The organism is Nesterenkonia alkaliphila, assembly GCF_009758175.1.
Taxonomy (GTDB): Bacteria; Actinomycetota; Actinomycetes; order Actinomycetales; family Micrococcaceae; genus Nesterenkonia; species Nesterenkonia alkaliphila.
In genome coordinates this window covers 15770-40546 of record NZ_WRPM01000005.1, presented here as the reverse complement: position 1 = coordinate 40546, position 24777 = coordinate 15770, and the positions used below count along the sequence as shown (strand labels likewise).

General features: G+C 66.5%; 20 protein-coding genes. 10 read left to right on the top strand and 10 right to left on the bottom strand.

Translation table 11 applies throughout. The annotated features are described in order from the left end of the window. Window positions 1–60: 60 nt before the first annotated feature. From GNZ21_RS00585 to GNZ21_RS00570, 4 genes are all read right to left on the bottom strand, one after another. A complete protein-coding gene (locus tag GNZ21_RS00585) occupies window positions 61–831 on the bottom strand; it encodes a sulfite exporter TauE/SafE family protein (RefSeq protein WP_188503730.1) in 771 nt (256 codons plus the stop codon). A 35-nt stretch (window positions 832–866) separates the two neighbouring features. Beyond that, a complete protein-coding gene (locus GNZ21_RS00580; RefSeq protein ID WP_188503731.1) occupies window positions 867–2057 on the bottom strand; it encodes an MFS transporter in 1191 nt (396 codons plus the stop codon). Next, complete coding sequence (locus GNZ21_RS00575; protein WP_157320376.1) at window positions 2042–3163, bottom strand: 4-hydroxy-3-methylbut-2-enyl diphosphate reductase; 1122 nt, start codon at window positions 3161–3163, stop codon at window positions 2042–2044. Before GNZ21_RS00575 ends, GNZ21_RS00580 begins: the two co-directional genes overlap by 16 nt. Window positions 3164–3245: 82 nt before the next feature. Beyond that, window positions 3246–4157, bottom strand: coding sequence for a hypothetical protein (locus GNZ21_RS00570; protein ID WP_157320374.1), 912 nt, complete (start codon window positions 4155–4157; stop codon window positions 3246–3248). Window positions 4158–4218: 61 nt separating this feature from the next. Here GNZ21_RS00570 and xseA point away from each other — a divergent pair, with 61 nt between their 5' ends. Together xseA and GNZ21_RS00560 are read left to right on the top strand one after the other, a co-directional pair. Beyond that, window positions 4219–5502 carry an exodeoxyribonuclease VII large subunit gene (gene xseA / locus GNZ21_RS00565; protein WP_157320373.1) on the top strand — a complete coding sequence of 428 codons (1284 nt, stop codon included), beginning with the start codon at window positions 4219–4221 and terminating at the stop codon, window positions 5500–5502. Next, entirely contained in the window at window positions 5495–5755 is a 261-nt protein-coding gene (locus GNZ21_RS00560) for an exodeoxyribonuclease VII small subunit (protein WP_229659543.1), read from the top strand. The genes xseA and GNZ21_RS00560 overlap by 8 nt, the downstream gene beginning before the upstream one ends. Here GNZ21_RS00560 and GNZ21_RS00555 read toward each other — a convergent pair. From GNZ21_RS00555 to GNZ21_RS00545, 3 genes are read right to left on the bottom strand one after another with little or no spacing between them, the layout of a single operon-like run. Beyond that, the gene (locus GNZ21_RS00555) at window positions 5752–6990 is read right to left on the bottom strand and encodes a pyridoxal phosphate-dependent aminotransferase (RefSeq protein WP_157320369.1); all 1239 of its coding nucleotides are present in this window, start codon (window positions 6988–6990) and stop codon (window positions 5752–5754) included. The two genes, GNZ21_RS00560 and GNZ21_RS00555, sit on opposite strands and share 4 nt — an antisense overlap. Before the next feature lie 19 nt (window positions 6991–7009). Continuing rightward, window positions 7010–8263, bottom strand: a complete 1254-nt coding sequence (locus tag GNZ21_RS00550) for a pyridoxal phosphate-dependent aminotransferase (RefSeq protein WP_157320367.1) — start codon at window positions 8261–8263, stop codon at window positions 7010–7012. Between the two features lie 54 nt (window positions 8264–8317). Further along, complete coding sequence (locus GNZ21_RS00545; protein ID WP_198345930.1) at window positions 8318–9370, bottom strand: type 2 periplasmic-binding domain-containing protein; 1053 nt, start codon at window positions 9368–9370, stop codon at window positions 8318–8320. 79 nt (window positions 9371–9449) lie between these two features. Between GNZ21_RS00545 and GNZ21_RS00540 the strand changes: the two genes are divergently transcribed. Continuing rightward, window positions 9450–11240, top strand: a complete 1791-nt coding sequence (locus GNZ21_RS00540; protein WP_157320363.1) for a hypothetical protein — start codon at window positions 9450–9452, stop codon at window positions 11238–11240. Here the strand turns inward: GNZ21_RS00540 and GNZ21_RS00535 are convergent. Further along, window positions 11194–12459, bottom strand: a complete 1266-nt coding sequence (locus GNZ21_RS00535) for an aminoglycoside phosphotransferase family protein (protein ID WP_157320361.1) — start codon at window positions 12457–12459, stop codon at window positions 11194–11196. The two genes, GNZ21_RS00540 and GNZ21_RS00535, sit on opposite strands and share 47 nt — an antisense overlap. 13 nt (window positions 12460–12472) lie before the next feature. After that, a complete protein-coding gene (locus tag GNZ21_RS00530; RefSeq protein WP_157320359.1) occupies window positions 12473–13588 on the bottom strand; it encodes a hypothetical protein in 1116 nt (371 codons plus the stop codon). A 154-nt stretch (window positions 13589–13742) separates the two neighbouring features. Between GNZ21_RS00530 and GNZ21_RS00525 the strand changes: the two genes are divergently transcribed. From GNZ21_RS00525 to GNZ21_RS00500, 6 genes are all read left to right on the top strand, one after another. Beyond that, on the top strand, window positions 13743–15200 hold the full coding sequence (locus tag GNZ21_RS00525) for an NAD(P)H-quinone dehydrogenase (protein WP_157320358.1): 1458 nt from the start codon (window positions 13743–13745) through the stop codon (window positions 15198–15200). A gap of 9 nt (window positions 15201–15209) precedes the next feature. Further along, entirely contained in the window at window positions 15210–16880 is a 1671-nt protein-coding gene (locus tag GNZ21_RS00520; protein WP_157320356.1) for a DUF885 domain-containing protein, read from the top strand. A gap of 17 nt (window positions 16881–16897) precedes the next feature. Continuing rightward, window positions 16898–17737, top strand: coding sequence for a purine-nucleoside phosphorylase (locus GNZ21_RS00515; RefSeq protein WP_157320354.1), 840 nt, complete (start codon window positions 16898–16900; stop codon window positions 17735–17737). A gap of 2 nt (window positions 17738–17739) precedes the next feature. Further along, window positions 17740–19602, top strand: a complete 1863-nt coding sequence (locus tag GNZ21_RS00510) for a phospho-sugar mutase (protein WP_229659544.1) — start codon at window positions 17740–17742, stop codon at window positions 19600–19602. Window positions 19603–19685: 83 nt separating this feature from the next. After that, window positions 19686–20381 (top strand): deoxyribose-phosphate aldolase, encoded by a 696-nt coding sequence (deoC, locus tag GNZ21_RS00505; protein WP_229659545.1) that lies wholly within the window; start codon window positions 19686–19688, stop codon window positions 20379–20381. Window positions 20382–20426: 45 nt separating this feature from the next. Continuing rightward, window positions 20427–20762: a hypothetical protein gene (locus tag GNZ21_RS00500; RefSeq protein WP_157320351.1), complete on the top strand. Its 336-nt coding sequence runs from the start codon at window positions 20427–20429 to the stop codon at window positions 20760–20762. Between the two features lie 9 nt (window positions 20763–20771). Here GNZ21_RS00500 and mfd read toward each other — a convergent pair whose 3' ends face one another. Beyond that, entirely contained in the window at window positions 20772–24377 is a 3606-nt protein-coding gene (gene mfd / locus GNZ21_RS00495; protein WP_188503733.1) for a transcription-repair coupling factor, read from the bottom strand. 160 nt (window positions 24378–24537) lie between these two features. On the opposite strand from mfd, the gene GNZ21_RS16125 reads away from it, so the two are divergent. Then, on the top strand, window positions 24538–24756 hold the full coding sequence (locus tag GNZ21_RS16125) for a DUF1266 domain-containing protein (RefSeq protein ID WP_157320350.1): 219 nt from the start codon (window positions 24538–24540) through the stop codon (window positions 24754–24756). The last annotated feature ends 21 nt before the right edge of the window (window positions 24757–24777 follow it).

The following is a 24777-nucleotide window of genomic DNA, read 5'->3' as shown; positions in this document are numbered from 1 at the left end:
ACGGCCGATGATAAGCACCGAACCCTGGGTTTCCGCTGAATATTGCGGGGTTCGCCCTGGTCAGCCGGCCGAGACCACGTCCAGGATTCCGCGGAGGATAGCCCCTGCTCCGCCGAGTCCGGCCAGGGTCATCGCCAAGGTTCGGGCTGCGGAGGACGAGACTGCCTTGGCCAGCTGGGTGGCGATGAGGATGCCCACCACCACTGTGAGCACGATGCCTGCGAAGAGCCAGCCGAATGGCACTCCCACTCCGCCGTCTGTGCTCACTGAACCCAGGGCCAGCTTGGAGAGCACCGAGGCTGCTCCCATGGTCATGAAGATCGGCTGCAGTGTGGCGGCGAAGGAACGCTGCTCCCAGCGGGAGAGCCGGGAGTAGATGACCATCACGGGGGCCGCCACTCCACTGGTGGTGTTGAAGAATCCGCCGATGAGCCCAGCCAGCACCGCCGGCAGTCGGGAGGTCCACTCCGGAAGTCTGCGCAGGGTCACGGTGACCAGCAGAGCAGCTACCACGATCGAGCCCAGGATGATCGAGAGCCAGCCGGCCGGCAGCATCCCCACCAGCCAGGCGCCGGGCCAGGCGCCGATGACTGCGGCCGGGATGATCAACCAGAACTGCCGCCAGTTGATCGCGCTCCAGACGCTGAGCATGATCAGGAACCCGGAGACCACTGTGGTCATATTGGTGACCAGTACGCCGAAGGCCGGCCCCAGCAGCAGGGAGAGTACCGGGGCGACGACGAGCCCGACTCCGGTTCCGGAGAGCCGCTGCAGGATTGTGCCCACCAGGACTGCCAGCGCGATGACTGCCAGAGTGCCCACAATGCCCACCCGCACATCGTATCGCCGGGACCTCCGGGACCAACTCAGTTCTTGGGAAGGACGGCGATCACCAGCACGGTGGCCAGTACTGCCAACGCGGCAACCATGCCCACCGTCCCGGACCAGCCGGCCCAGTGGAGGAAGCTGCCGCCCAGGTACCCGAAGACCGAGGAGCCCCCGTAGTAGCCCAGGTTGTACAGCGAGGCTGATTGGGAGCGCCCGGCCACTGCCGAGGCTCCGGCCCACCCGGAGGCTACTGCATGGGCGGCGAAGAATCCTGCAGTCATCACCACCACCCCTAGGATGATCACCCACAGCTGAGGCACCAGAGTGAGCACGACGCCGCCCAACATCACCAGGTTGCCGGTGATCAGCACCGGTTTCCGGCCCAGTTTCGAGGCCAGGGCCCCGGCCCGCGGGGAGGAGAGGGTCCCGGCCAGATATGCCAGGAAGATGAAGCTGGTCAGCCACAGCGGCATCAGGAACGGCGGCTCCACCAGGTGGAAGGCCAGATAGTTGTACATAGCCACGAAGCCGCCCATGGTCAGGAACCCCTGCAGGTAGATCACCCATAGGGCCGGTGAGCGCAGGTTTCCAAAGAGCTGGCCTGCTGCTTCTGTGAATCTGCTGCGCCGGGGGACGAAATGCCGGGCGGCTGGTGCTGTGCGCAGGAAGATCAGCACGCAGGCCACCGCGATTCCGGTGACCACCAGCATTCCGGTCTTCCAACCGAGTTGATCTCCGATGGGTGCGGCGATGATCCGCCCGGAGAACCCGCCGATAGTGGTCCCGGAGATATAGGTGCCCGCCGCCACCGCAGCTGCTTTGGCGCCGACCTCCTCGTTGAGATAGGCCACCGCCAGGGCCGGGACCCCGCCGAGCATGAAACCCTCGATGAACCGCATGCCCAGGGCCAGCCAGAATGTAGGCATGATCACGGTGAGCACCGCGAAGGCACAGGCTAAGCTGATCGCCACCAGCATGGCCTGCTTACGGCCGGCGGCGTCGCCGATATAGGACCACGGGATCACCCCTAGGGCCAGGCCCAGAGTGGCAGAGGAGATCATCAACGCGGACTGATCCGGGGAGACCCCTAGGTCCACCGCGATCAGGGGCAGCAGCCCCTGCGGCGAGTACAGCTGAGCGAAGGTGGCCACCCCGATGAAGAACAGGGCCACCAGCAGCCGCCGGTATGCTGGCGTTCCGGGCTGCAGACCCTCTAGCTCGTGCTGCACTTGCTGCGTTTGCGTCCCCCGCGGCCGACGTCGTCGTGCCCGGCCTCCTGCAGCGCCTTGCGGATCTCCTTGGGCAGGGAGAAGACGATGTCCTCCTCCGCGGTGACGATCTCCTCCGGTTCGCCGTAGCCGTACTCGGCCAGCAGCCGCAGCACGTCCTGGACCAGCACCTCGGGCACGGAGGCCCCTGAGGTCACTCCTACGGTCTGAGCCTCGGCGAACCAGGACTCATCCACCTGATTGGCGAAGTCCACCCGTTCAGCCCGGGTGGCGCCGTACTCCTCGGCCACCTCCTTGAGCCGAACCGAGTTGGAGGAGTTTGCTGAGCCGACCACAATCACCAGGTCTGATTCCGGGGCGATCTTCTTGATCGCCGCCTGACGGTTGGACGTGGCGTAGCAGATGTCATCCGAAGGAGGATCCTGGAGGTTCGGGAACCGTTCCCGGAGCTTCTGAACCGTCTCCATTGTTTCGTCCACCGAAAGTGTGGTCTGCGAAAGCCAGATGAGCCGGTCCGGATCAGGAACCTCGATCTGGTCGACCTCCCACGGACCGTTGACGATCGTGGTGCTCTCCGGGGCGTGGCCATAGGTTCCCTCTACCTCCTCGTGCCCGTCGTGGCCGATCAGCAGGATGTGGAAATCATCTTTGGTGGTGAAGCGCACCGCCTCACGGTGCACTTTGGTCACCAGCGGGCAGGTGGCGTCGATGGTCTGCAGGCTGCGTTCGGCGGCTGCGGACTTCACTGCAGGAGACACGCCGTGGGCGGAGAAGACGAGCAGCGCACCCTCGGGCACCTCCTGGGTCTCCTCCACAAAGATCACGCCCTTCTCGGTGAGCGTGTCCACCACATGCCGGTTGTGCACGATCTCCTTGCGGACATACACCGGGGGTCCGTACTGCTCCAGGGCCTTCTCCACGGCCACAACAGCGCGGTCCACTCCTGCGCAGTAGCCGCGTGGAGCGGCCAGCAGCACGCGTTTTTCACCGCTGAAGCTCTGCGCAGCAGCGATCTCCTCGGGGCTGCGGCGTTTACGCGGCACCTGGGGGGTGGGCACAGAGATATGCCTGCGGGGCGCCGTGGGGGCTTCCGGCGTCGTCGTCATCATCGTTCGTTCGCTTCCCACTTCATCGTTTCACGCTGAACCGGGTCCCCGGCTCGTTGTCTCAGAGTCTACCGGCGCCAGCTTAACGGCGGCGGGACGGGGTGAGCATGGCCCCCGCTACGCCGATGATCACCACAGCCCCGGATACTGCGCTGAACACCCACCAGGGCGGCTGCGCCCAGCCGGTGAAGCGGGTCTGGACATGGTCCAGGATCACTGCCCCGGCCTCAGGCACTCCGGGCGGGTGCTCCAGATCCGGGGAGGCGATGCCGGTGGCCATCCACAGACCCAGCAGGCCGGCCAGCACAGCGGCCCCGGCCAGCGCGTACCAGCGAATGCGGCCGGTGCCCAGGAATAGACCGGCCACCGTCAGCACCCCGGCGGCGAGACCGTAGAGCAGCCACCAGCTGCTGGCTGCGGCAACTGTGGCCCAGGTGTAGGGATCAGCCTCGGAATCAGCGGCAGTCTGGATGTCGATCTCGATCTCGGGGGCGATGAAGTCGAAACTGTCCAGGTTCACCCCGGGGACCCAGCCGGCGATATCTGCGAGCCCTTCACGCAACGGCTCAGTCATCGCCTCAGTGACCGGGGTCAGCTCCAGCTCGATGTCGAGTTCGCTGGGATCCCCGGTGGAGCCCTGGGAGAAGATGTCCTCGAGCTGGCTGGTGTAGCCGGTGCGCGTCTGCTGCAGGACCTCGTCCCAGGCGGCCAGAGTCCGCTCATTGTTGAACGCCTGGCCGAGCAACGGGTTGAGCACCTGGTCGATGCCGCCGGGCACCGCCCACTGTAGGTCCTCCGGAAGCCGGTGGGTGAGGTCCTCAATGAGCATCTCGGTCACCGCCTGGGAGAACTGCGGCTGCTGCGGCAGGCTCCCGGCAATCTCGCGGATCGGTTCCTCGCTGCGCAGGAGCTGGTTCAGCTGATAGCCGGCCAGTCCCCCGAAGGCCAGCAGACTGGCCAGCAGCAGGCAGAGCACGCTGAACACATTGCGCATTGGGGTGACTCCTTGGGGTCGGCGGGGCCGTCTCAGTGACAACAGATACCCTAGGCAGAGTATGAGCTACCAGGAACCGAGTGCCAAAGACAGACCCGTGCTGGCCGCCCTGCCTGCCAATTCCCAGGACACCAGCGAGGAGACTCCCTGGCCGCTGAGCCACTTCTCCGGCAAGCTGCGCGCCCATATCGACCGGGTCACCCCCACCTGGGTAGAGGGTCAGCTGGTGGAGTTCAACCTGCGCAACGGCACCGCCTGGATGACTCTGCGGGACCTGGAGCAGGAGATCAGCTTCCAGGCAGTGGCTTGGCGCAATGTGGCCGGCGGACTCGCAGCCAAGGGCTTGGAGCCCGGCACCAGGGTGGTGGCCTTGGTCAAGCCCTCGTTGTGGGAGAAGTCCGGACGGCTCTCACTGGTCACCCATCAGATGGAACCGGTGGGGCTGGGGGATCTGCTGGCCCGGATCGAGCGGATGAAGCAGCAGTTGGCCGCCGAGGGCCTCTTCGACGCCGCCCGGAAGAAGCCGCTGCCGGTGCTGCCCACCAGGATCGGGATCATCACCGGGCGGGATTCGGACGCCAAGAAGGACATTCTGCGCAATGTCACCGCTCGCTGGGCGGCGGCACAGTTTGAGATCAAGGAGGTGGCCACCCAGGGTCCGATGGCTCCCATTGAGGTGGCTGCCGCCCTGGAGCAGCTGGATGCGCTGCCTGAGGTGGACGTGATTGTGATTGCCCGCGGCGGGGGCGCCCTGGAGGAGGTGGTGCTGCCCTTCTCCGACGAGCGGCTGGTGCGTGCCGTTGCGGCGGCGCGGACCCCGGTGGTTTCGGCGATCGGACATGAGGCTGACCGTCCGCTGCTGGATGAAGTGGCAGATGTACGCGCCTCCACACCCACCGGATCTGCCAAGCTGCTGGTTCCTGATGAGGCCGATGAGCGGGCCCGTATCGACCAGGCGCGCAGCCGTCTGGCCCAAGGGGTTGAGCGGATGCTGGGCAGGGAGACCGAATGGTTGGAGTCAGTCCGCTCCCGGCCGGTGCTCGCCCAGCCGGAGGCGATGATCCAGGTGCGGGCTGAGGAGCTGCTGGGACTGCGGCGCCGCGCCCTGATCTCCGCTCAGACCGCAGTGGACCGTGCCCGTGACTGGGTCCACGGCACCCGCGCACGGGTGACCGGCCTGTCCCCGCAGTCCACCCTGGACCGTGGCTACGCCGTGGTCCAGCACCAGCGCACTATCGTGCGCGAGGCTGCCCAGCTCACCCCGGGAACGGCGGTGCAGGTGATGGTGGCCCGAGGAGAGTTCTCTGCTGAAGTGACCGATGTGAAGGAGTCCGATGATGAGTGAGCCCGCAGGAAATGACACAGTGAACGAGTTTTCCGAGGCCCAGACCGATGATATTGAGCAGCTCAGCTACGAGCAGGCCAGGGATGAACTGGTGGCCGTGGTCGCCAAGCTCGAGGCCGGCGGTGCACCGTTGGAGGAGTCCCTGGCGCTCTGGCAGCGCGGCGAGGCTCTGGCTGACCGCTGCGAGCGGTGGCTGGACGGGGCCAACGCCAGGTTGGAGGAGGTCCGCGCCAGCCTGGAGTCTGAGGCCTAACGGGCCGCTGCGGTGCTGCGGTAGTCGGCGAGGAAGTCGCCGATGTGCCCGATGGCGGTCTCCAGGTCCTCCACACTGGGCAGGGTCACCACACGCAGGTGCTGGGTGTCCTCCCAGTTGAAGGCTCGGCCATGTGAGAGCAGAATCTTCTTCTGCCGCAGCAGCTCGATGACGAACGCCTCATCATCCTCAATGGGATATAGCTCCGGATCCAGGCGCGGAAACAGGTAGAGAGCCCCGGCAGCCTTCTCCACTGTGACCCCCTCAATCCCCGCCAGCAGCCGGTGCGCAGTCTGGGACTGCTCATAGAGCCTGCCCCCGGGCAGGATCAGCTCCTCGATCGACTGAAAGCCCCCCAGCGCCGCCTGGATCGCATGCTGAGCCGGAACATTGGCACACATGCGCATGTTCATCAGCAGGTTCAGGCCTTCGAGATAATTCTTAGCCCGGTGCCTGGGCCCGGAGACATAGATCCACCCCGAACGGAACCCAGCCACCCGCCACGTCTTCGACAGGCCCGAGAACGTCACAGTCAACACATCATCAGCCACTGCCGCCGCGTTGACCATCTGCGCCCCGTCGAAGACGATGTTCTCGTAGATCTCATCGGCCAGCAGCATGAGGTTGTGCCGGCGGCAGATATCAGCCATCGCCTCGATGATCTCCCGGGGATAGACCGCGCCGGTGGGGTTGTTCGGGTTAATCAGCACCAAAGCCTTGGTCCGGTCGGTGACCTTGGACTCGATCTCCTCCGGATCCGGCCACCAGTGATTGTCCTCATCGCAGACATAATGCACCGGTGTGCCCCCGGCCAGCTTGGTGGCTCCGGTCCACAACGGGTAGTCCGGAGCCGGGATCAGGATCTCATCGCCGGGGGCGATCAGCGCGGTCAGCACCATCGAGATCAGCTCCGAGACCCCGTTGCCCAGCCACACATCCTCCGGCGTGGCGGCCAGACCACGGGCCTGATAGTAGTGCGCCACCGCCAGTCTGGCCGAATAGATTCCCTGAGAGTCCGAATAACCCTGCGCGGTGGGAAGCTCAGCAATCATATGCCGCAGCACCGCTTCCGGGGCCTCGAAACCAAACGGTGCCGGATTACCGATATTCAGGCGTGTGATGTAATGCCCGGCCCGCTCCAACCGGGCGGCCTCCTGCGCAATCGGACCCCGCACGTCATAACGGACCTCAGCGAGCTTGGGCGACTGGCGAAACTCCTCGGCGAAATGCTGCATCCCAACATCATGCACTAGATCAACGAGTTGTCAGAGCAGGTTTCGCAAACGCGTCGCGGTAGTCGGCCAGGAACTGTGCGATGCCGCTGACGGCCTCTTCGAGCTCCTCCACCGCGGGCAGCGTGACCAGCCGGAAGTGCTGATCATCAATCCAGTTGAAGGCTCTGCCGTGAGAGACCAGGATCCTCTGTTGACGCAGCAGCTCGATGACGAAGGCCTCGTCATTCTCAATGGGGTAGATTTCCGGATCCAGCCGCGGAAAGAGGTACATGGCCCCATCCATCTGGGTCACCTGGACCCCCTCAATCTCGGAAAGCAGCTTATAGGCGGTGTTGCGCTGTTCGTAGAGCCGCCCACCCGGGGTGATGAACTCCTCGATGGACTGGTAGCCGCCCAGGGCGGTCTGCACCGCGTGCTGGCCGGGCACATTGGGGCACATCCGCAGATTGGACATCAGCTGCAGGCCCTCCAGGTAGTTCTTGGCCCGGTGTTTGGGCCCGGAGATGTACATCCATCCTGAGCGGTAGCCGGCCACCCGCCAGGTCTTGGAGAGCCCTGAATAGGTGATGGTGAAGACGTCGTCGGAGAGGGTGCAGGCGTTGATCATCTCGGCGCCGTCGTAGATGATCTTCTCGTAGATCTCATCTGCCAGCAGCATCAGGTTGTGCCGGCGGCAGATGTCGACGATCGCCTCGAGGATCTCCCGGGGGTAGACCGCGCCGGTGGGGTTGTTCGGGTTGATCAGCACCAGGGCCTTGGTCCGGTCGGTGACTTTGGACTCAATCTCCTCCGGATCCGGCCACCAGCGGTTGGACTCGTTGCAGATGTAGTGGACCGGAATGCCCTGGTAGAGGGCCGTCAGACCGGTCCACAGGGGGTAGTCGGGGGTGGGGATGAGGATCTCGTCACCGGGGTTGATCAGGGCCTGGAGGGTGATGGTGATCAGTTCTGAGACCCCGTTGCCCAGGTAGACGTCCTCGACCTGGGCGTCTTTCATGCCTTTGGTCTGGTAGTACTGGGCTACTGCAGTGCGCGCCGAGTAGATACCGGCGGAGTCGGAGTAGCCCTGCGCGGTGGGCAGGTGTTTGATCATGTCCATCATGATCGCGTCAGGGGCTTCGAAGCCGAAGGGTGCCATATTGCCGATGTTCAGCTTGGTGATTCGGTGCCCGGCCCGCTCCAGCCGAGCGGCCTCCTCGGCGATCGGTCCGCGCACGTCGTAGCGGACATTGCGCAGCTTATGCGCCTGGGTGAAGTCCTCGAATTCCTCCATGATGAGATTCTGCCTCACATTGTCAACAATCCACGAATCTCACACGCAGTGGTCCTAGCCCCAGCCCTCCGGCTCAGCCAAGAAGCCTTCCTCGACCAGCCAATAGACGGCAGCCTCCTCCGAGGTCAGGCCCTCTGCACCGTATATCAGCTGACGCAGGGTGAGCAGCGCCTCCTCGTCGAGCGCCCCGGAGATCTCCTCCACCACTAGGGGGATATCGTCAACGATCCGGGAGGATGCTACCGGGGCGTATTGGTCCTGCGGGAAGGCCCGGCGCGCATCCTCTACGGAGATCAGCGCATGCTCCTGGGCGCCCGGGTGGCTGGTGGTGATCACGGCGGCGTCGAGCTCTGCGGTGATCAGCAGCTCAAGCAGCTCATCCTCAGCGCCGGTGCGGATCTCCTCGGGCAGGCAGCCGTAGGTGCTCTCCAGCAGCGGGCCGGCCTCCGGCAGCTCGGCGGTGACTCCGATGCTCAGCTCGGAGCAGGTCTCCGCCAGGGTATCCAGATCAGAGTCCTCGGTGCCGTCGACCTCATAACTGGTGGCGGTGATGGAGGTGATGAGCAGGCTGCTGCGCAGCACCGCACTGGTGGGTTCCAGCAGCTCGGCCTCAGCCAGCCCAGTCTCCACCAGCTCGATCAGCTCTGCGGGCTCGGCGGCCGGGCCCAGGCCGCTGCCTGCTTCCGGGGTGGTCAGCTCCGCGTAGCCGGCGGGGTCCAGCTCCTGGGCCAGCGGCATGGTGCGGGCGAGCACCAGCTCATAGCGGTCATCGATGATCTCGTCAGCGCCCTCCTCCGGGGCCCCGGTCGCCGCCTCGGTAGGCTGCGGCTCAGTGGCAGGCTCACCCAGTGAGCTGGCCAGCTCAGCGGCGGTGGCATCCTCATACTCCACCACCACAGTGGGGACCTCATGGGAGTTCAGCGCCATGGCATAGATATAGGCGATGGTCTGATCGAGTGCGTCCTCACCCACGGCTACCCGCCAGGCCCGTTCCAGATCCTCACCGGTGGGCTCAGGTGCAGGCGGCGGCGGCTCGGAACAGCCTGCCAGCAGCAGCCCGGCGGTCAGGGCGGCTGCGAGGGAGTGCCGGGGGGTGCTTCGGTGCACAGGCGAAGGCTCGGACCTGTGCTTCAACGTCATGGTGGATATTCTACGTCTGCCGCAGAGCGGGTTTATCCTGGGGAAGATGAGAGGCGAATCTGTTGACCTGCCCGTCGAGATTCCCGGCTCGGCCCCGCTGAGCACCCGTCTGCACAGCTTGCTGCAGCACCCACCCGGGGCCCCGGATGAGGCACAGACCGCCCGCGGCTGGGTGGATCTGGCCTATGAGGCCGCCTATGGGGAACGGTATGCTGCCGCCGCTGAGGCTGCCGAGCGGGGGCTCAGCGCTCCCGGCTCCCAGAATCCGGAGAACCGGCTGATGCTGCTGCGGATCCTCTCCGGAGTCCACGAGATGCGCGGGGAGTCCGGGTTGTCTGCTCCGTTCCTGCGGGAGCGGATTGAACTGCTGCGCAGCTTGGGACGCACCCGGCAGGCCGATGTGGAGGCTCAGCTGGGTCCGATGCTGCTGCGCGAGCCGGACCGGGTGGAGGCCGAGATTCTGCGCCGGATGGCCGAGGAGCTTGATGATGGCACCGGGCCCAGTGTGGAGCGTGCCGATGTGCTCAGCTCGCTGGCGGTGCGCAGCCTGCACGATGAGGGCCCCGAGGCGGCTCTGCCGCTGGTGACCGAGGCCTGCGAGATTCTGCAGGCCCTGGACCGGGACCAGGCCCTGGCCGGGGCGCGGATGTTCCTGGCCCACGCCCAGCTGCTCTGCGAGGATTCCGAGGCTGCGCTGCAGACCGCCCAGAAGGTTCTGGCGGCTCCGGCAAACCGAGCAGTGCGCGGGGCGATGGCTATGCTGCGCGCCACTGTGCACTATCAGGCCGAGCGGATGGCTGAGGCTGCTGCGGATGCGATCACCGCCGTGGAGCTCTACGCCGCCTGTGGGGTGCGTAAGGGGGCGGCCTCGGCGGCGGCACTGCTGGCCGGAATCACCTCGGGCACCGATCAGGATGAGACCGCTGTGCTGGCTTGGCGGGTCGCGGTGCAGCAGGCTGAGCTGGGCGAGTTCGCCGAGTCGCGGATGCTCAGCCTGGCCCTGGGCCAGCAGCTGCTGGAGATGGACCACCATGCCGAGGCTGAGAAGGTACTCGATGCGCTCAGCCTCCGGCTCACCGGAGCGGACAGTGACCATTCGACTCGGGGCCGGGCGCTGATGGGTCTGGGCCATGCGGTGACCCAGCAGAAGCGCCCCTTGGAGGCCATGGCCCACTGGAACGAGGCGGCCAAGCAGTTCATTGCCGCCCAGGAGGTGGACGAGGCAGCCCGCGCCCATCTGGCCGCTGGGGCATTGGCGGCCTCCCTGGACCGGGTTGAGGCTGCCCGCACCCACTATGAGCAGGGGCTGAAATTGGCTGATCAGGGCGAGGAGACCGATCCGCTGATGCTGCTGCAGGCCCTGCACTCGCTGGGCCATCTGCTGTGCAGGCATGAGGAGGAGGCTGGTCTGCAGTACCTGGACCGGGCTATGCAGATCGTGGCCGAGCACGGCACCGACTGGCAGCGAGCCGATATCACCGATACCAAGGCCCGTTCGCTGACCGCCCTGGGCCGCGGCAACGAGGCGGTGGCTGCTGCCCTGGAGGCTGCCGACGGTTTCGCTGCTTCCGGAGATGAGGAGGCTGCCGCTGATGCAGAGATCTTCGCAGCCACTGTGCTGCTGCAGATGAACCAGGCTCAGGAGGCCGAGGCGCTGTTCCGGATGGCCGCTGACGAGCGGGAGATCTCCGACCCGCTGCTGGTGACCTCATTGGAGGGCAGGGTCGAGGCGCTGCGGGAGATGGGCAGGGACGACGACGCCGCCCTAGTGGGTGCCGAACTGGAGCGGCTCAGAGCGCAGCTGGCCAACTCGGAAGATCACCAGCGGCCGGAGTGAGGCCCAGCAGCACCTCGGCGCAGCGCAGCCGGTGATCGGCCTGAGCCTGCCAGCCGGGCCGGCGGGCATCGCGGGCTCCGGAGACCAGGGAGAGCGCCACCGAGGCGCTGCGGATGCGCAGACCCTCCGGATCAACGCCGCCGGCGAAGGCCCGGGTGAACCGGTCAAAGGCGGCCGGGGCATGCAGGTATCGGGAGTCCACTGCGGGCAGCACCGCCAGATGTCCCAGGAAGCAGGCCAGATCGTCCACCCGGTGCCCGGGGCCCAGGGAGTCCACATCCAGCAGGCATGAGATCCGCGGTCCGTCCATCAGCAGGTTCGCCTCGTAGAAGTCCCCGTGGGTGGGCACCACAGCACCGCGGTCGGTGGCGGGCAGCGCAGCCAGCACTTCCTCCTCCAGGCGCCGGATCCGGTGCTCTGCCTCGGGCAGGGCGGAGACTGCTGCCGAGGCGTAGGCAGAGAGCCTGTCGGTCCAGGCATCGCGTGCGGGCAGGGCCATCACCTCAGCGGGCATCGCATCGAGCAGCTCCAGGAAGTCCTGGGGCCGGACTGCGGCCGCCCCATCGGCCAGGAAGTGCTCGGCCAATGAGTATCCGGTCCCCTGCTGGAGGGCGACGACGTCGTGGATGGGTTCGGAGACCGGCACCGGAGCCGGCAGTCCGGCATCGAGCAGCAGTCGGTGCCGGGCGTAGAGGTCTGCCGCACGTGAGCCGCGCAGCACTTTGAGGTAGAGCCTGCGCCCATCGGAGAAGTCAGCGGCGATCACGGCCCGGCGCAGCGGACGGTAGCTGATGGTCTCCAGGCTGGTCAGCTGCGCGCCGCGCCCCCAGGTGGCGGCCACCCGAGTGGGGTCGGTGGCCAGCGGCAGGCCCGGCAGGGCTGGGTCCTGGGGGTGCACCCAGATGCTCAGCGGCCCGTGCTCGGTCTCGGCACGGTGAACCTGGGCGGGATCGTTGCCGATGCGTTCGGTGGAGACCCCGGCGTAGAGGTCCTCTCGGCCCAGCACCCGGTAGATGCCGGTGACCCCGGCGCCGGGACGGTGCTGTAGGGCCTCCATGGTGATCTGGGGAGTGCCCAGATCCTGCGGCAGCACCGCCGCGGCAATGATCGGGTGCACCTGGTCGGACTGCAGGAAGTCCAGCTGGGCGATCTCCTGCTGGGTCCGGCCCAGGGCCGGGGCGGCACGCGGCGCTGCGGGCGGCCCGTTCAGGGAAGACATCGAATGCCGAAGCTCAGGCGCGGCGGCGAGCCAGCACAGAGTCCAGGTTCAGCTGCTGCTTGGCTGTGGTCTGCTCTCCGGTCTGCTCGCTGGGCTGCTGCGGGCTCGCGGCGGCCGGCTGTTTGAGTTTCACGCTGCTGGCTGGGGCAGGCTCGGGCTGCTCCAGCTCCTCCGGCTCGGGGCGCTCAGCCTTCTCCGCGACCATGTATTTGGCTGCCGGCACCTCCCGGAGCTCCCAGGGCTCAGCGGCGGACTGGTCGAAGAACACCGGATCTGCCGTGGGTTTCTTGTCCCCGAAGAGCCGTTCGGCGCTGTCCGGCAGGCCGTCGGCGTCATGGTTGATCAGCGAATCGGGGCCACCCTTGCCGCCGGCTGCGCTGAGTGCGTCGAAGAGCTGCCCCGGGCGGGCGGGCTCGATACCGAGTCCGGCGGCGGCTGCTGCAGCACTGCGCTGGCGCTGCGCCACCTCGGCGGCGACCTCTGGGGAGGCGTTCATTGCCTCGGCCATGGCCTGCTCCACACGTGCCCGGCGCTTGCTCCGCCGGCGTGCCGCTGCGGTGACCTGCAGGCTGATCAGGCTCAGCACCAGCACCGCAGCGCAGAGTGCAGGGGCGGCCCAGGTCACTGCGGCGGTGAAGGGGGCCAGCAGCCCGGTGCCGAGCATGCCCAGCAGCGCCAGGGCTCCGACCAGGGCCAGGAGGGTGCGGCCCCAGTGGATGGTGAAGCCTGCGCTGGTGCTGGCGGCGTTCGCGCCTCCGGCGCTCACGCCCTCAATCGCCTCGGAAGACTCGATGCGAGCACCGGTCTTCTCTCGGCTCGATCGGGAGCCGTCGTTGTTCACATCGTTCCTGGCGGTCATCTGTGCCCCTCTAGTCTCTGTGTGCTCCGCTGCAGGAGGTGCTGCGCGCCGGGTGCGGCTACGCTGCACATACCTGCGTGCGGCCCGGGCCTGACGCGTGGTCAGCCCCGGATTCTGCGGTAACTGCTGCCGAGGCAGCCGTTGGGCCCGGAGTACCAGCGCCGCCAGGAAGAGCCCGGCGACCAGAGGGATGAGCACTGACGAGTGAATGGGCAGACTCGGGATCATCTCGATGATTCCAGCTGGTGTCAGCCGGAGGCCCAGCATCATAAGTGGTCTCCACCTGCCCTGAATTCGGTCAGTTCAGCTCTGGTGCGGCGGGGGTGCCGCTGATTGATCCAGGGTAACGGATGGCGGGGCGAAACCTTTGACATAAACACGAACCTCTATGACAGCACCGCACCACGTGGGCAACAATGGCGGTATGACTCCTGCGAACCCAGCCAAGCGTTTTGCCCCTGATCGCGTCGCCATCATCGGCGGCGGCCCCGGTGGCTATGAGGCGGCCATGGTGGCCGCAGACGCCGGCGCGGAGGTGACGATCATTGAGGACAAGGGCATGGGCGGCTCTGCGGTGCTCACCGATGTGGTGCCCTCCAAGACCCTTATCGCCACTGCTGATGCGATGCGCCGGGTCAACGCCTCCACAGCATTCGGGGTCCGGTTCGGCGGCTCCGCAGGGGATGACTTCTACGAGACCGAGGCCTGGGCGGACTTCTCCAAGGTCAATGAGCGTCTGCTGAAGCTGGCCGAGACTCAGTCCCGGGACATCCATGCCTCCCTGGAGTCCGCCGGCGTGCGGATCCTTCCCGGCCGGGGCAGGCTGGTGCCCCCGCATGATGTCCAGGTCACCGCCCCTACCGGTGAGACCCAGGTGGTGCAGGCTGATGCGGTGATCCTGGCCACCGGCGCACACCCCCGGGAGCTGCCCAGCGCAGTGCCCGACGGCGAGCGCATCCTGAACTGGACCCAGGCGTATAACCTCACCGAGGTTCCTGAGCACATGATCGTGGTGGGCTCCGGGGTGACCGGAGCCGAATTCGCCTCGGCCTATCGCCGGCTCGGCGCTGAGGTCACCCTGGTCTCCTCACGCGACCAGGTGCTGCCCGGTGAGGATCCCGATGCGGCCACCGTATTGGAGAACGCCTTCAAACGGGTGGGGGTCAAGGTGGCTGCCCGGGCTCGGGCGGAGTCCGCTGAGCGGACCGAGAACGGGGTGCGGGTCACCCTCAACGACGGCCGTGTGCTGGAGGGTTCGCACTGCTTGATGGCAGTGGGCGGGATCCCCAACACCGCTGACCTGGGCCTGGACGAGTGTGGGGTGGAGACCATCAGCTCCGGGCATATTCGGGTGGACACTGTCTCCCGGACTACCGCCACCAATATCTACGCCGCCGGGGACTGCACCGGACTGTTCCCGCTGGCCTCCGTGGCGGCCATGCAGGGGCGGATCGCAGTGGCCCATATGCAGGGCGGTGCGGTCAAGCCGCTGCAGCTGCACCGGGTGGCCTCCAATGTGTTCACCTCCCCGGAGATCGCCACTGTAGGCGTGACCCAGGCGCAGGTGGACTCCGGCAAGTACCAGGCTGATGTGGTCAAGTTGGATCTGACCACCAATCCTCGGGCCAAGATGATGAACATCCGGGACGGGTTTGTGAAGATCTTCGCCCGGCGGGGCTCCGGCACGGTGATTGGGGCCGTGGTGGTGGCCCCCCGCGCCTCGGAGCTGATCTACCCGCTGGCCCTGGCGGTGACCCATAAGCTGCATGTGGATGACGTGGCCTCCACATTCACCGTCTACCCTTCACTGACCGGATCGCTGGCCGAGGCTGCACGGCGCCTGCACCTGCATGTGATGGAGCCCGCAGAACAGGTCGCATAGGCTTAGGGCATGACTGAGCCGCGCACACCTACTGCCGTCGACGAGTTCGCTGAAGTCTATTTCGCCAAGTACCTGGAGCTGAACCCCACCGAGGCCGCCTATCTGGGCATCCCCGGGTACGAGACTGACTATGGCGACTACTCCCCGGCGGGCAAGGCGGAGCGGGCAGCCCACGACGCCGCCGCCCTGCGGGACCTGGAGAAGCTGACTCCCGCAGACAGCACCGATGAGGTCACCCTGCACGCTATGCGCGAGCGGCTGGGCCTGGCTGCGGCTCTGCACGAGGCCGGCCGTGAAGATGTCAACAACATCGCCACCGCCGCCCACGAGGCCCGCCAGATCCTGGACCTGATGCCGCAGTCCACTGATCAGGACTTCGCTCATATTGCCGGGCGTCTGCGCAACCTCCCTGCCGCTCTGCAGGGCTGGTGGGAGTCCTTGGTGGCCGCGAGGGAAACTGGGCAGGTCTCCGCAGCCCGTCAGGTGCAGGCCGCAGCCGGGCAGTTCGCCAGCTACGCGGCAGAGGAGGGTGCGCTGAGGCAGCTGGTGACTGCCGCTGAGGCTGCCCAGGTGAGCGACGGCGTCGTCGATGATGTCCGCAACGGCGTACAGGCTGCTGCTGAGGCGTACCTGCTGCTCTCCCAACGGCTCACCGAGCGGCTACTCCCGGCCGCCCCTGCCCAGGATGCAGTGGGTGCCGACTATTACCGACTGGCCTCCCAGAGTTTCACCGGCACGCGGCTGGACCTCGAGGAGACCTACCAATGGGGCCTGGAGGAACTGGCCAGACTGGTCGAGGCCCAGAAGCAGGTGGCTGAGGCGATCCGGCCCGGGGCGAGCATTGCCGAGGCCAAGGAGGTCCTCAACAGTGATCCGGCCCGGAAGCTGCACGGCACCGATGCCCTCCAGCAGTGGATGCAGCAGCTGAGCGACCAGGCCATCGCCGATCTGCGGGATACCCACTTCGACATCCCCTCCCCTATGGACCAGCTGGAGTGCCGGATCGCCCCGACCACTGACGGCGGGGTCTACTACACCGGGCCCTCCGATGACTTCTCCCGGCCCGGGCGGATGTGGTGGTCGGTGCCCCCACAGGACACCGAGTTCACCACCTGGGCAGAAACCACCACCGTCTACCACGAGGGTGTACCGGGCCATCACCTGCAGATAGCCACCGCAGTGCTGGTCAAAGACCGGCTGAACTCCTGGCGGCGCAACGGCTGCTTCACCTCCGGCTACGCCGAGGGATGGGCACTCTACGCCGAGGACCTGATGGCTGAGCTGGGCTATCTGGAGGATCCCGGCGACATGATGGGGATGCTGGACATGCAGCGGATGCGGGCGGCCCGGGTGGTGTTCGACATCGGACTGCACTGCGGGTTCCGCGCCCCGGCCGAATGGGGCTCGGCCGTGTGGAACCCGGTCAGTGGGCGAGCCTTCCTCAGTGAGCACCTGCCGATTTCCGAAGGACAGCTGGAGTTTGAGCTGACCCGGTACCTGGGCTGGCCGGGCCAAGCCCCCAGCTACAAGGTGGGCCAGCGGGTCTTCCAACAGCTGAGAGCTGATCGCGAGGCCGCCCAGGGCGCAGACTTCGACTTGAAGGCTTTCCACACGGAGCTGCTGCAGCTGGGCAGCCTGGGACTGGACACGCTGCGCTGGGCGCTCAGCGGACGCTCCTGAGCAGATAGGTTAGGGATATGAGCACCAATGATCCCCGCAGTGAGGCCAACCAGCATGCGCAGCAGGCCGCCGAAGCTCTGCTGCAGGCAGCAGGGGTGGAGAGCATCGATCTGGCCTGCACCCTGGGCTCAGGCTGGGGCGAGGCTGCCGGACAGCTCGGCGAACAGATCGCTGAGATCAGCGCCGAGGATCTCCCAGGCTTCCACATCTCCGGAGTCCCCGGGCACAGCGGCTCCCTGAAAGTCATCAGAACCCAGGCCGGGCTGGCTGGTCCCAAACATGTGCTGGTCATCGGGGCCCGCACCCACTACTACGAGGGCCATGGGGTGGAGGCAGTGGCACACGGGGTGCGCACCGCCGCGGCAGCCGGGGCGGGCGTCGTCGTCCTCACCAACGGCTGCGGCGGGCTCAATCCCTCCTGGTCCCCGGGCACTCCGGTGCTGATCCGTGACCATCTGAACCTCACCGGCACCTCACCGCTGCAGGGCGCACATTTTGTGGACCTCACCGATCTGTACTCCCTGCGCATCCGGGGCATCGCTCAGCGGGTGGATCCTTCGCTGGGCGAGGGGGTCTACGCGCAGCTGCCGGGGCCGCACTATGAGACACCCGCCGAGATCAGCTATCTGCGCACTATCGGCGCGGACCTGGTGGGGATGTCAACCGCGCTTGAGGCGATCGCCGCGCGGGCCGCCGGGATGGAGGTCTTCGGCATCTCCTTGGTCACCAACCTGGCTGCTGGAATCTCGGACGAACCGCTGAGCCATCAGGAAGTCATCGAGGCCGGAGCCGCCGCAGCCCCCAGAATTGCGAGCCTGCTGGCCCAGATCATCACCACAACTCTTGAGGAGAGCTGACCGTGGCCGAACTGCTGAGCACCGCCAAGCGCTGGATCGCGCTGGACCCCGATCCCAGCACCCGCACCGAGCTCACCGAGCTGCTCGATGATGCCGAGAGCGGCGACCAGGTGGCCTATGACACCCTGGAGCGCCTCTTCGCAGGCCGGCTGGCCTTCGGAACCGCCGGGCTGCGTGCGGAGCTGGGCCCCGGGCCGCTGCGAATGAACCGACTGGTGGTCCGGCAGACCGCTGCCGGTCTGCTCAAATATGCCGATGCCGTATTGGCCGCCGCCCACGGCAGGGTGGATAACCCCCATGATGTGGAGGGCACTAAGGCGCACCGTATCGTGATCGGCTACGACGCCCGCTACCAGTCCGATGAGTTCGCCTTCGAGACCGCGGAGATCTTCCGTGACGCCGGCTGGGAGGTGCACCTGTTCGACAGGCCGGGCCCCACTCCCCTGCTGGCCCGGCAGGTGCTGGTCGCCGACGCCGAGGTGGGGGTGATGGTCACCGCCAGCCATAATCCGCCCCAGGACAACGGCTACAAGGTATACCTGGGCGGGGAACTCTCCCGCTATCTGGAGCCGGACGGCCTCGGGGTAGGCGCCCAGATCGTATCCCCGGTGGACCGGGAGATCGCCGCGACGATCGCCGAGGTGGTGGCCGCAGACTTCGCTGTGGACTCCGCCACTCCGGAAGCTCAGCTCTCCCCGGATGTCCCCGCCCCCGCCGGCGTGCACTGGATCGGTCAGCAGGCCCGTGACTCCTACCAACGGGAGGCCCTGCAGCTGTTGGACCCGGAAAGCTATCCGCACCGGGACATCACCATCGTCTACACCGCCATGCACGGGGTCGGCGGCCAGGCAGTGACAGATCTGCTCTACGCCGCCGGGTTCGCTGATGTGATTCCGGTCCAGGAGCAGTTCGAGCCGGACCCGGCTTTCCCCACTGCGGACTTCCCCAACCCGGAGGAGGCCGGGGCACTGGACCTGGCACTGAAGGCTGCCGCGGAGCACAGTGCGGACTTGGTGCTGGCCAATGATCCCGATGCGGACCGACTCTCGGCTGCCGTCTATGACGCGGCCGCCGAATCCTGGCGGCAGCTCTCCGGTGATGAGATCGGCGCCCTGCTGGGCCGGCACATCCTGGAGCGCGGCCCGCTGCGCACAGGCTGGCAGACTCCAGCGAGCCAAGCGAGCACAGGGCCTGCTGAAAGCACCCCCACCATCGGCAACTCGGTGGTCTCCTCCCGCCTGCTGGGCAAACTGGCCCTCGGCCGCGGCGCAGCCCATGAGGAAACCCTCACCGGGTTCAAATGGCTGGCCCGGGTGCCCAATCTTGTCTTCGGCTACGAGGAGGCCATCGGCTTCGATGTGGACCCGGTCCACGTGCGGGACAAGGACGGCGTATCAGCCGCACTGATCTTCAGCGAGCTCATCGCAGACCTGAAGGCCAAGGGCCAGACCGCGCTGAGCGCCTTGGACGAGATCGCCGCGGAGGCCGGTGTGCATATCACCGGTCAGGTGACCATCCGGGTGGAGGATCTCTCCCAGCTGGGTGAGGTCACGGCCGCGCTGCGGAGGAACCCGCCTGCTGAGATTGCCGGGGATCCCGTGGTGGAATCCCTGGACCTCAGAGAGCACCCGCTGCCGGGCAAGGAGTTCACCGAGGCCAAGTCCACTGACGCACTGATCTATCTCACTGCCGGCGGGCACCGGGTGATCGTGCGCCCCTCCGGCACTGAGCCCAAGGTCAAGTGCTATCTGGAAGCGGTCGCCTCGCCCGATTCCAGCGCCCCCCAGGCGGTCACCGCCGCCCGGCAGAACGCAGAAGCGCAGCTGCAGCAGCTGCGCAGCTCGATGGAACAGATTCTGAGTTAGTTCCGCCGGCGGGGAAACCCCGCTCGGCTCTCGGCCGGTTGCAGCGGCACCGGCCTTCACACCTAAAGGAAGTGAGCAGCCACGTGAGCACGTCTCCTACACCCCAAGAGCTGGCACCGCTGATTGATCACACCGTACTCAAACCGGACACTGGCGAGACCACGGTGCGCCGGGTGATCGCTGAGGCGGTGGAGCACGGGTTCGCCTCGGTGTGCATCAACCCCAAGTGGGTGGAGCTGACCGCGGCTGCCCTGGCCGGCACCGGGGTGAAGACCTGCACCGTAGTAGGTTTCCCGCTCGGTGCCACCACCACAGCCCAGAAGGTGGCAGAGGCCCAGGAGGCGGTAGCCAATGGTGCTGAGGAAATCGACATGGTGGTGGACATCGCTGATGCCAACGCCGGGGCCGGCGAGGCGGTGCGGGCCCAGATCGCAGCGGTGGCTGCCGCCGCTCACTCAGGCGGCGCCATCCTGAAGGTGATCCTGGAGACCGCACTGCTCACCGAGGATGCCAAGGTGCTGGTCTGCCGCGCAGCAGAGGCTGCAGGGGCTGATTTTGTGAAGACCTCCACCGGGTTCGGCGGCGGCGGTGCCACAGTGGAGGATATCGCCCTGATGCACCGCGAGGTCGGCGGCAGGTTGGGCATCAAGGCCTCTGGTGGGGTGCGCAGCTACGAGGACGCCGCAGCGGTAGTTGCTGCCGGTGCCACACGCATCGGTGCCAGCTCCTCTCTTGATATTGTGGGGGCAGGAAAAACAAGCACCGGTGACGGCTACTAGTGGCGGCCTCGCCGGTGGTCTCAACAACTACAGCAGAGGGATCCCATGATTGACGCGCAGGGCAATGTGAAGGCCTATTCTGGGCAGGGACGGTTGGTGGGCAACCTGGTTGCCTTCCTGTTTGTGTTCGGCCTGCTGCTGGGATCTATGGTCATCCTGAACTTCTGGGACCTGGACAACGCCTGGTGGCCGGGGCTGGGGTTCCTGGCCCTCTACGCCGGTTCCTTCCTGGTCGCCAAGGAAGTCATCGGACGCTCCGACACCCTGGAACAGCAGGATCTCCACGGTGAGCACGGCGAGCCTCTGGACGCCATGGCTTCCCGTCAGGCAGAGTCCAACGCGCCACGCGGCGAGCGCAAAGCCCCTGCCCAGTCGCGGTAGTTCTCCGCGCTACTGGGCCTTGAACAGGGCCTCGTAGACCTGGTGCAGCCAGTCGAGCAGGGCTCCGTCGGTGAGGTCCTCGCCACCGACCGGTGCGGTGGTCGGTTTGGCCAGCAGCACCTGCTTCAGTGACGTCTTGTGCTGGCCGGAGAACATCCGTTCCATCCGCAGCTGCCGTGACTCGGCCAGCTCCTCCACGGGGCTGAATCGGATGAACTTGCCCTGCGCTCCCACGTCGGTGATGCCCACCGCACGCATCCGATTGCGGAAGCGGGAGACCTCCACTAGGTTCTGCGCCGGCTGGGGCAGTTCCCCGTAGCGGTCGGTCCACTCTGCCACCACGGCGTCGACCTTTTCCTCGGTGTCCGCAGCGGCCAGCTTGCGGTAGCCCTCCAGGCGCAGCGGCTCGCTGGGCACATAGTCTGCGGGCAGGTGGGCGTTGATGGGCAGCTCGATCTTGACTTCCTCGGGGTGGGCGTCCTCCTCACCCCGATAGTCGGCCACGGCCTCGCCCACCATGCGCAGGTAGAGATCGAAGCCCACTCCTTCAATGTGCCCGGACTGCTCCCCGCCCAAGAGGTTGCCGGCCCCGCGCAGCTGCAGGTCTTTCTTGGCCAGCTGGAACCCTGCGCCGAGCTCATTATGGGCCGCCACTGCTTTCAGCCGCTCCAAGGCGTCCTCGCCCAACGGTTTCTCCGCCGGGTAGAGGAAATAGGCGTAGGCCCGCTCCCGGGAACGCCCCACCCGGCCGCGCAGCTGGTGCAGCTGGCTCAGCCCGAATGCGGAGGCCCGGTCCACCAGCAGAGTGTTGGCATTGGAGATGTCCAAACCGGTCTCGATGATGGTGGTGGAGACCAGCACGTCGAACCGGCGCTCCCAGAAGTCCTGCACAATCCGTTCCAGCTGGGACTCACCCATCTGCCCGTGGGCCACCTCCACCCGGGCCTCAGGCACCAGTTCACGCACCCGGGCGGCGACCTTATCGATATCGGCCACCCGATTATGCACGTAGAAGACCTGACCTTCACGCATCAGCTCACGGCGGATGGCGGCTGAGACCTGCTTATCGGTGTAGGGCCCCACATAGGTGAGCACCGGGTGGCGCTCCTCAGGCGGGGTGTTCAGCTCGGAGGTCTCTCGGATCCCGGCCAGGGACATCTCCAGGGTGCGCGGGATGGGGGTGGCGGTCATGGCCAGCACATCAACATTGGTGCGCAGCTTCTTCAGCTGCTCCTTGTGCTCCACACCGAAGCGCTGCTCCTCATCGATGATCACCAGGCCCAAGTCCTTGAACTGAACCTCCTTGCCCAGCAGCCGGTGGGTGCCGATGACAATATCGACCGCACCCTCCTTCAGCCCGTTCATCACCTCTTTGGACTCTTTGCCGGTCTGGAACCGGGAGAGCGCACGGACCCGCACCGGGAAGCCGGCGTAGCGCTCGGTAAAGGTTTCGTAGTGCTGGGAGACCAGCAGGGTGGTGGGCACCAGCACTGCCACCTGCTTACCGTCCTGCACTGCTTTGAAAGCGGCGCGAATGGCGATCTCAGTCTTGCCGAAACCCACATCCCCGGAGATCAGCCGGTCCATGGGGACCTCGGCCTCCATATCGCGCTTGACCTCTTCCATCGCACTGAGCTGGTCGGGGGTCTCCACATACGGGAATGCATCCTCCAGCTCCGCCTGCCAGGGGGTATCAGCGCTGAAGGCGTGGCCCCGTGAGGCCATCCGAGCCGCGTAGAGCCGGATCAGTTCGGCGGCGATCTCCTTGACCGCCCGGCGGGCCTTACGTTTGGTGGCTGCCCAATCAGAGCCGCCCATCTTCGAAAGCGCCGGGACATCCCCGCCCACGTACTGGGAGACTTGGTCGAGCTGGTCAGTTGGCACCATCAGCCGGTCTTTGGGGGCCCCGCGCTTAGAGGAGGCGTACTCGAGCACCATGTACTCGCGCATACCGGCGGTGCCGGCGCGGATGGCCTGTGGTGAGCCCACCGGGCGCTGAATGAGCTCCACAAACTGTCCGATGCCGTGCTGCTCGTGGACCACAAAGTCACCCTTAGTCAGTGAGAGTGGGTCCACTGGGTTCTTCTTGCGGCGGGTGGCACGCTTCTTCCCGGCCCGTGAGTCCTGCCGGATGGAACGGCCGAGCATCTCGGACTCGGTGAGCAGGGCCAGCTGCAGTGCGTCCACCGCGAAGCCTTCGGCCAGGTTCGCTGTGGTAACGGTGATCTGCCCGGGCGGCGGGGCGGCCTCGAGGGTTTCGGCTTGTCTGTGGGGCACCGAATGCTCTGCCAGCAGCTCAGCAACTCGTGCCGCCGAGCCGGAGCCGCCAGTCGTGACTACCACGGACCATTGATCCTTGGCGCGGCCGGCCAGGAACTCCATCACCTGCTCCACCGAGCCTCGGTAGCCGATCGGTTCCCGGGAGTCGATGCTGACCAGGTCGCTGTCCTGCTCCAGTTCCTCATCCAGACCCAGGGAGGTGATCGACCACCAGCCGGCACCGTGCGCCAAGGAGGCTTCACGGGTCTCGGTCAGTGATGCGAAGGCTCCGCTCTCCAGGGAGGACTGTTCCTGGGCTGTGATGTCAATGGGAGCGGAGGCGCCATCGGAGCTGGCCTGCCAGGCTGCGGCCAGGAACTCCTCGTTGGTGGCAGCCAGATCATGGGCGCGGGCACGGACCTTCTCCGGCTCCACCACTACGGTCAGGGACCCTTCCGGCAGTTCGGAGACGAAAGGCACCATACGCTCGACCAACACGGGGGTCAGCGACTCCATACCTTCAACGGCCTGGTGCTGGCTGATCTTCTCAAGCATGTCCACTGCGTGCGGCATGCTGGACATCAGGTCTTTGGCCCGGACAGCGATCTGGTCAGTGATCAGCAGCTCCCGGCAGGGCACAGCGTGGACTGTGGTGGGCGCATCCTCGGATTCGATGGAGAGCTGGTCGGCCACCGAGAAGTGCCGCAGCTGCTCGACCTCATCGCCGAAGAACTCCACGCGCACCGGGTGGGTGTCATTGGGCGGAAAAACGTCCAGGATGCCGCCCCTCACGGCGAACTCCCCGCGCCGGGTGACCATGTCCACCCGGGAGTAGGCGGCCGCGGCCAGGCTGGCGACCACCTCATCGAACGCGTAGAACTCGCCGGCAGTCAGCGTGACCGGCTGCAGATCGCCCAGGCCGGCAACAATCGGCTGAATCACCGCGCGGATCGGGGCCACCACTACATCGAGCCCGCCGGTACTCTCAGGGTGGGCCAGCTGGCGCAGAATGCCCAGCCGGCGGCCCACCGTATCGGAGCGCGGGGAGAGCCGCTCATGCGGCAGGGTCTCCCAGGAGGGGAAGTGCCCCACCTTGGCTTCGGGGGCGAAGCAGCTCAGCGCGGACTCCAGCTCATCGGCCTCCCGGTCGGTGGCGGTGACAGCCAGGACCACCGCAGCACTGTGGTTCTTCCTCAGCCCCTCGGCGACCTCGGCGATCAGCGCCGCTCTGAGCCCGGAGGTGGCCGCGATCTGCAGCTCCTCAGTGCGCTCAGCGGCCGGATGGCCGGCCGCGGAGACCACTCGAGAGTACGACGACGCCGCAGACAGCGCAGTGCGCAGACCCTTCAGAGACACGCCAAACACCTCACCAGAGATTCAGGGGAGAAAAAGACCTCCCCTACAGTACCGTGCTGGGTCAGGACAGGATGCGGTCGATTTCCTCAGCGCGCTCCTCATCATCGAGGGAGTCATCACTGCTGGCCCAGCTGGCCGCCCCGGATCGCCCACTCCAGAGGTGGGCGGGCACCTCGCCACCGCGCTTCAGACTGCTCAGGCGATAGCTCCGGACTGGGCGGCGCTGGCCGCCAGCTATCTGGCCGGACGGCTGCTGTGGATGTCGGATGAACCGCTGGACCATATCCGCGAGGTCGCCGACACCTGGGCCTCAGCCAGCCGGGTCTGCTTGGCCGACCCCGATTCTCCCTGGAACCAGCTGCCCCTGCGCCCGGAGTAGCTCAGACGCCGCCAGTCGTGG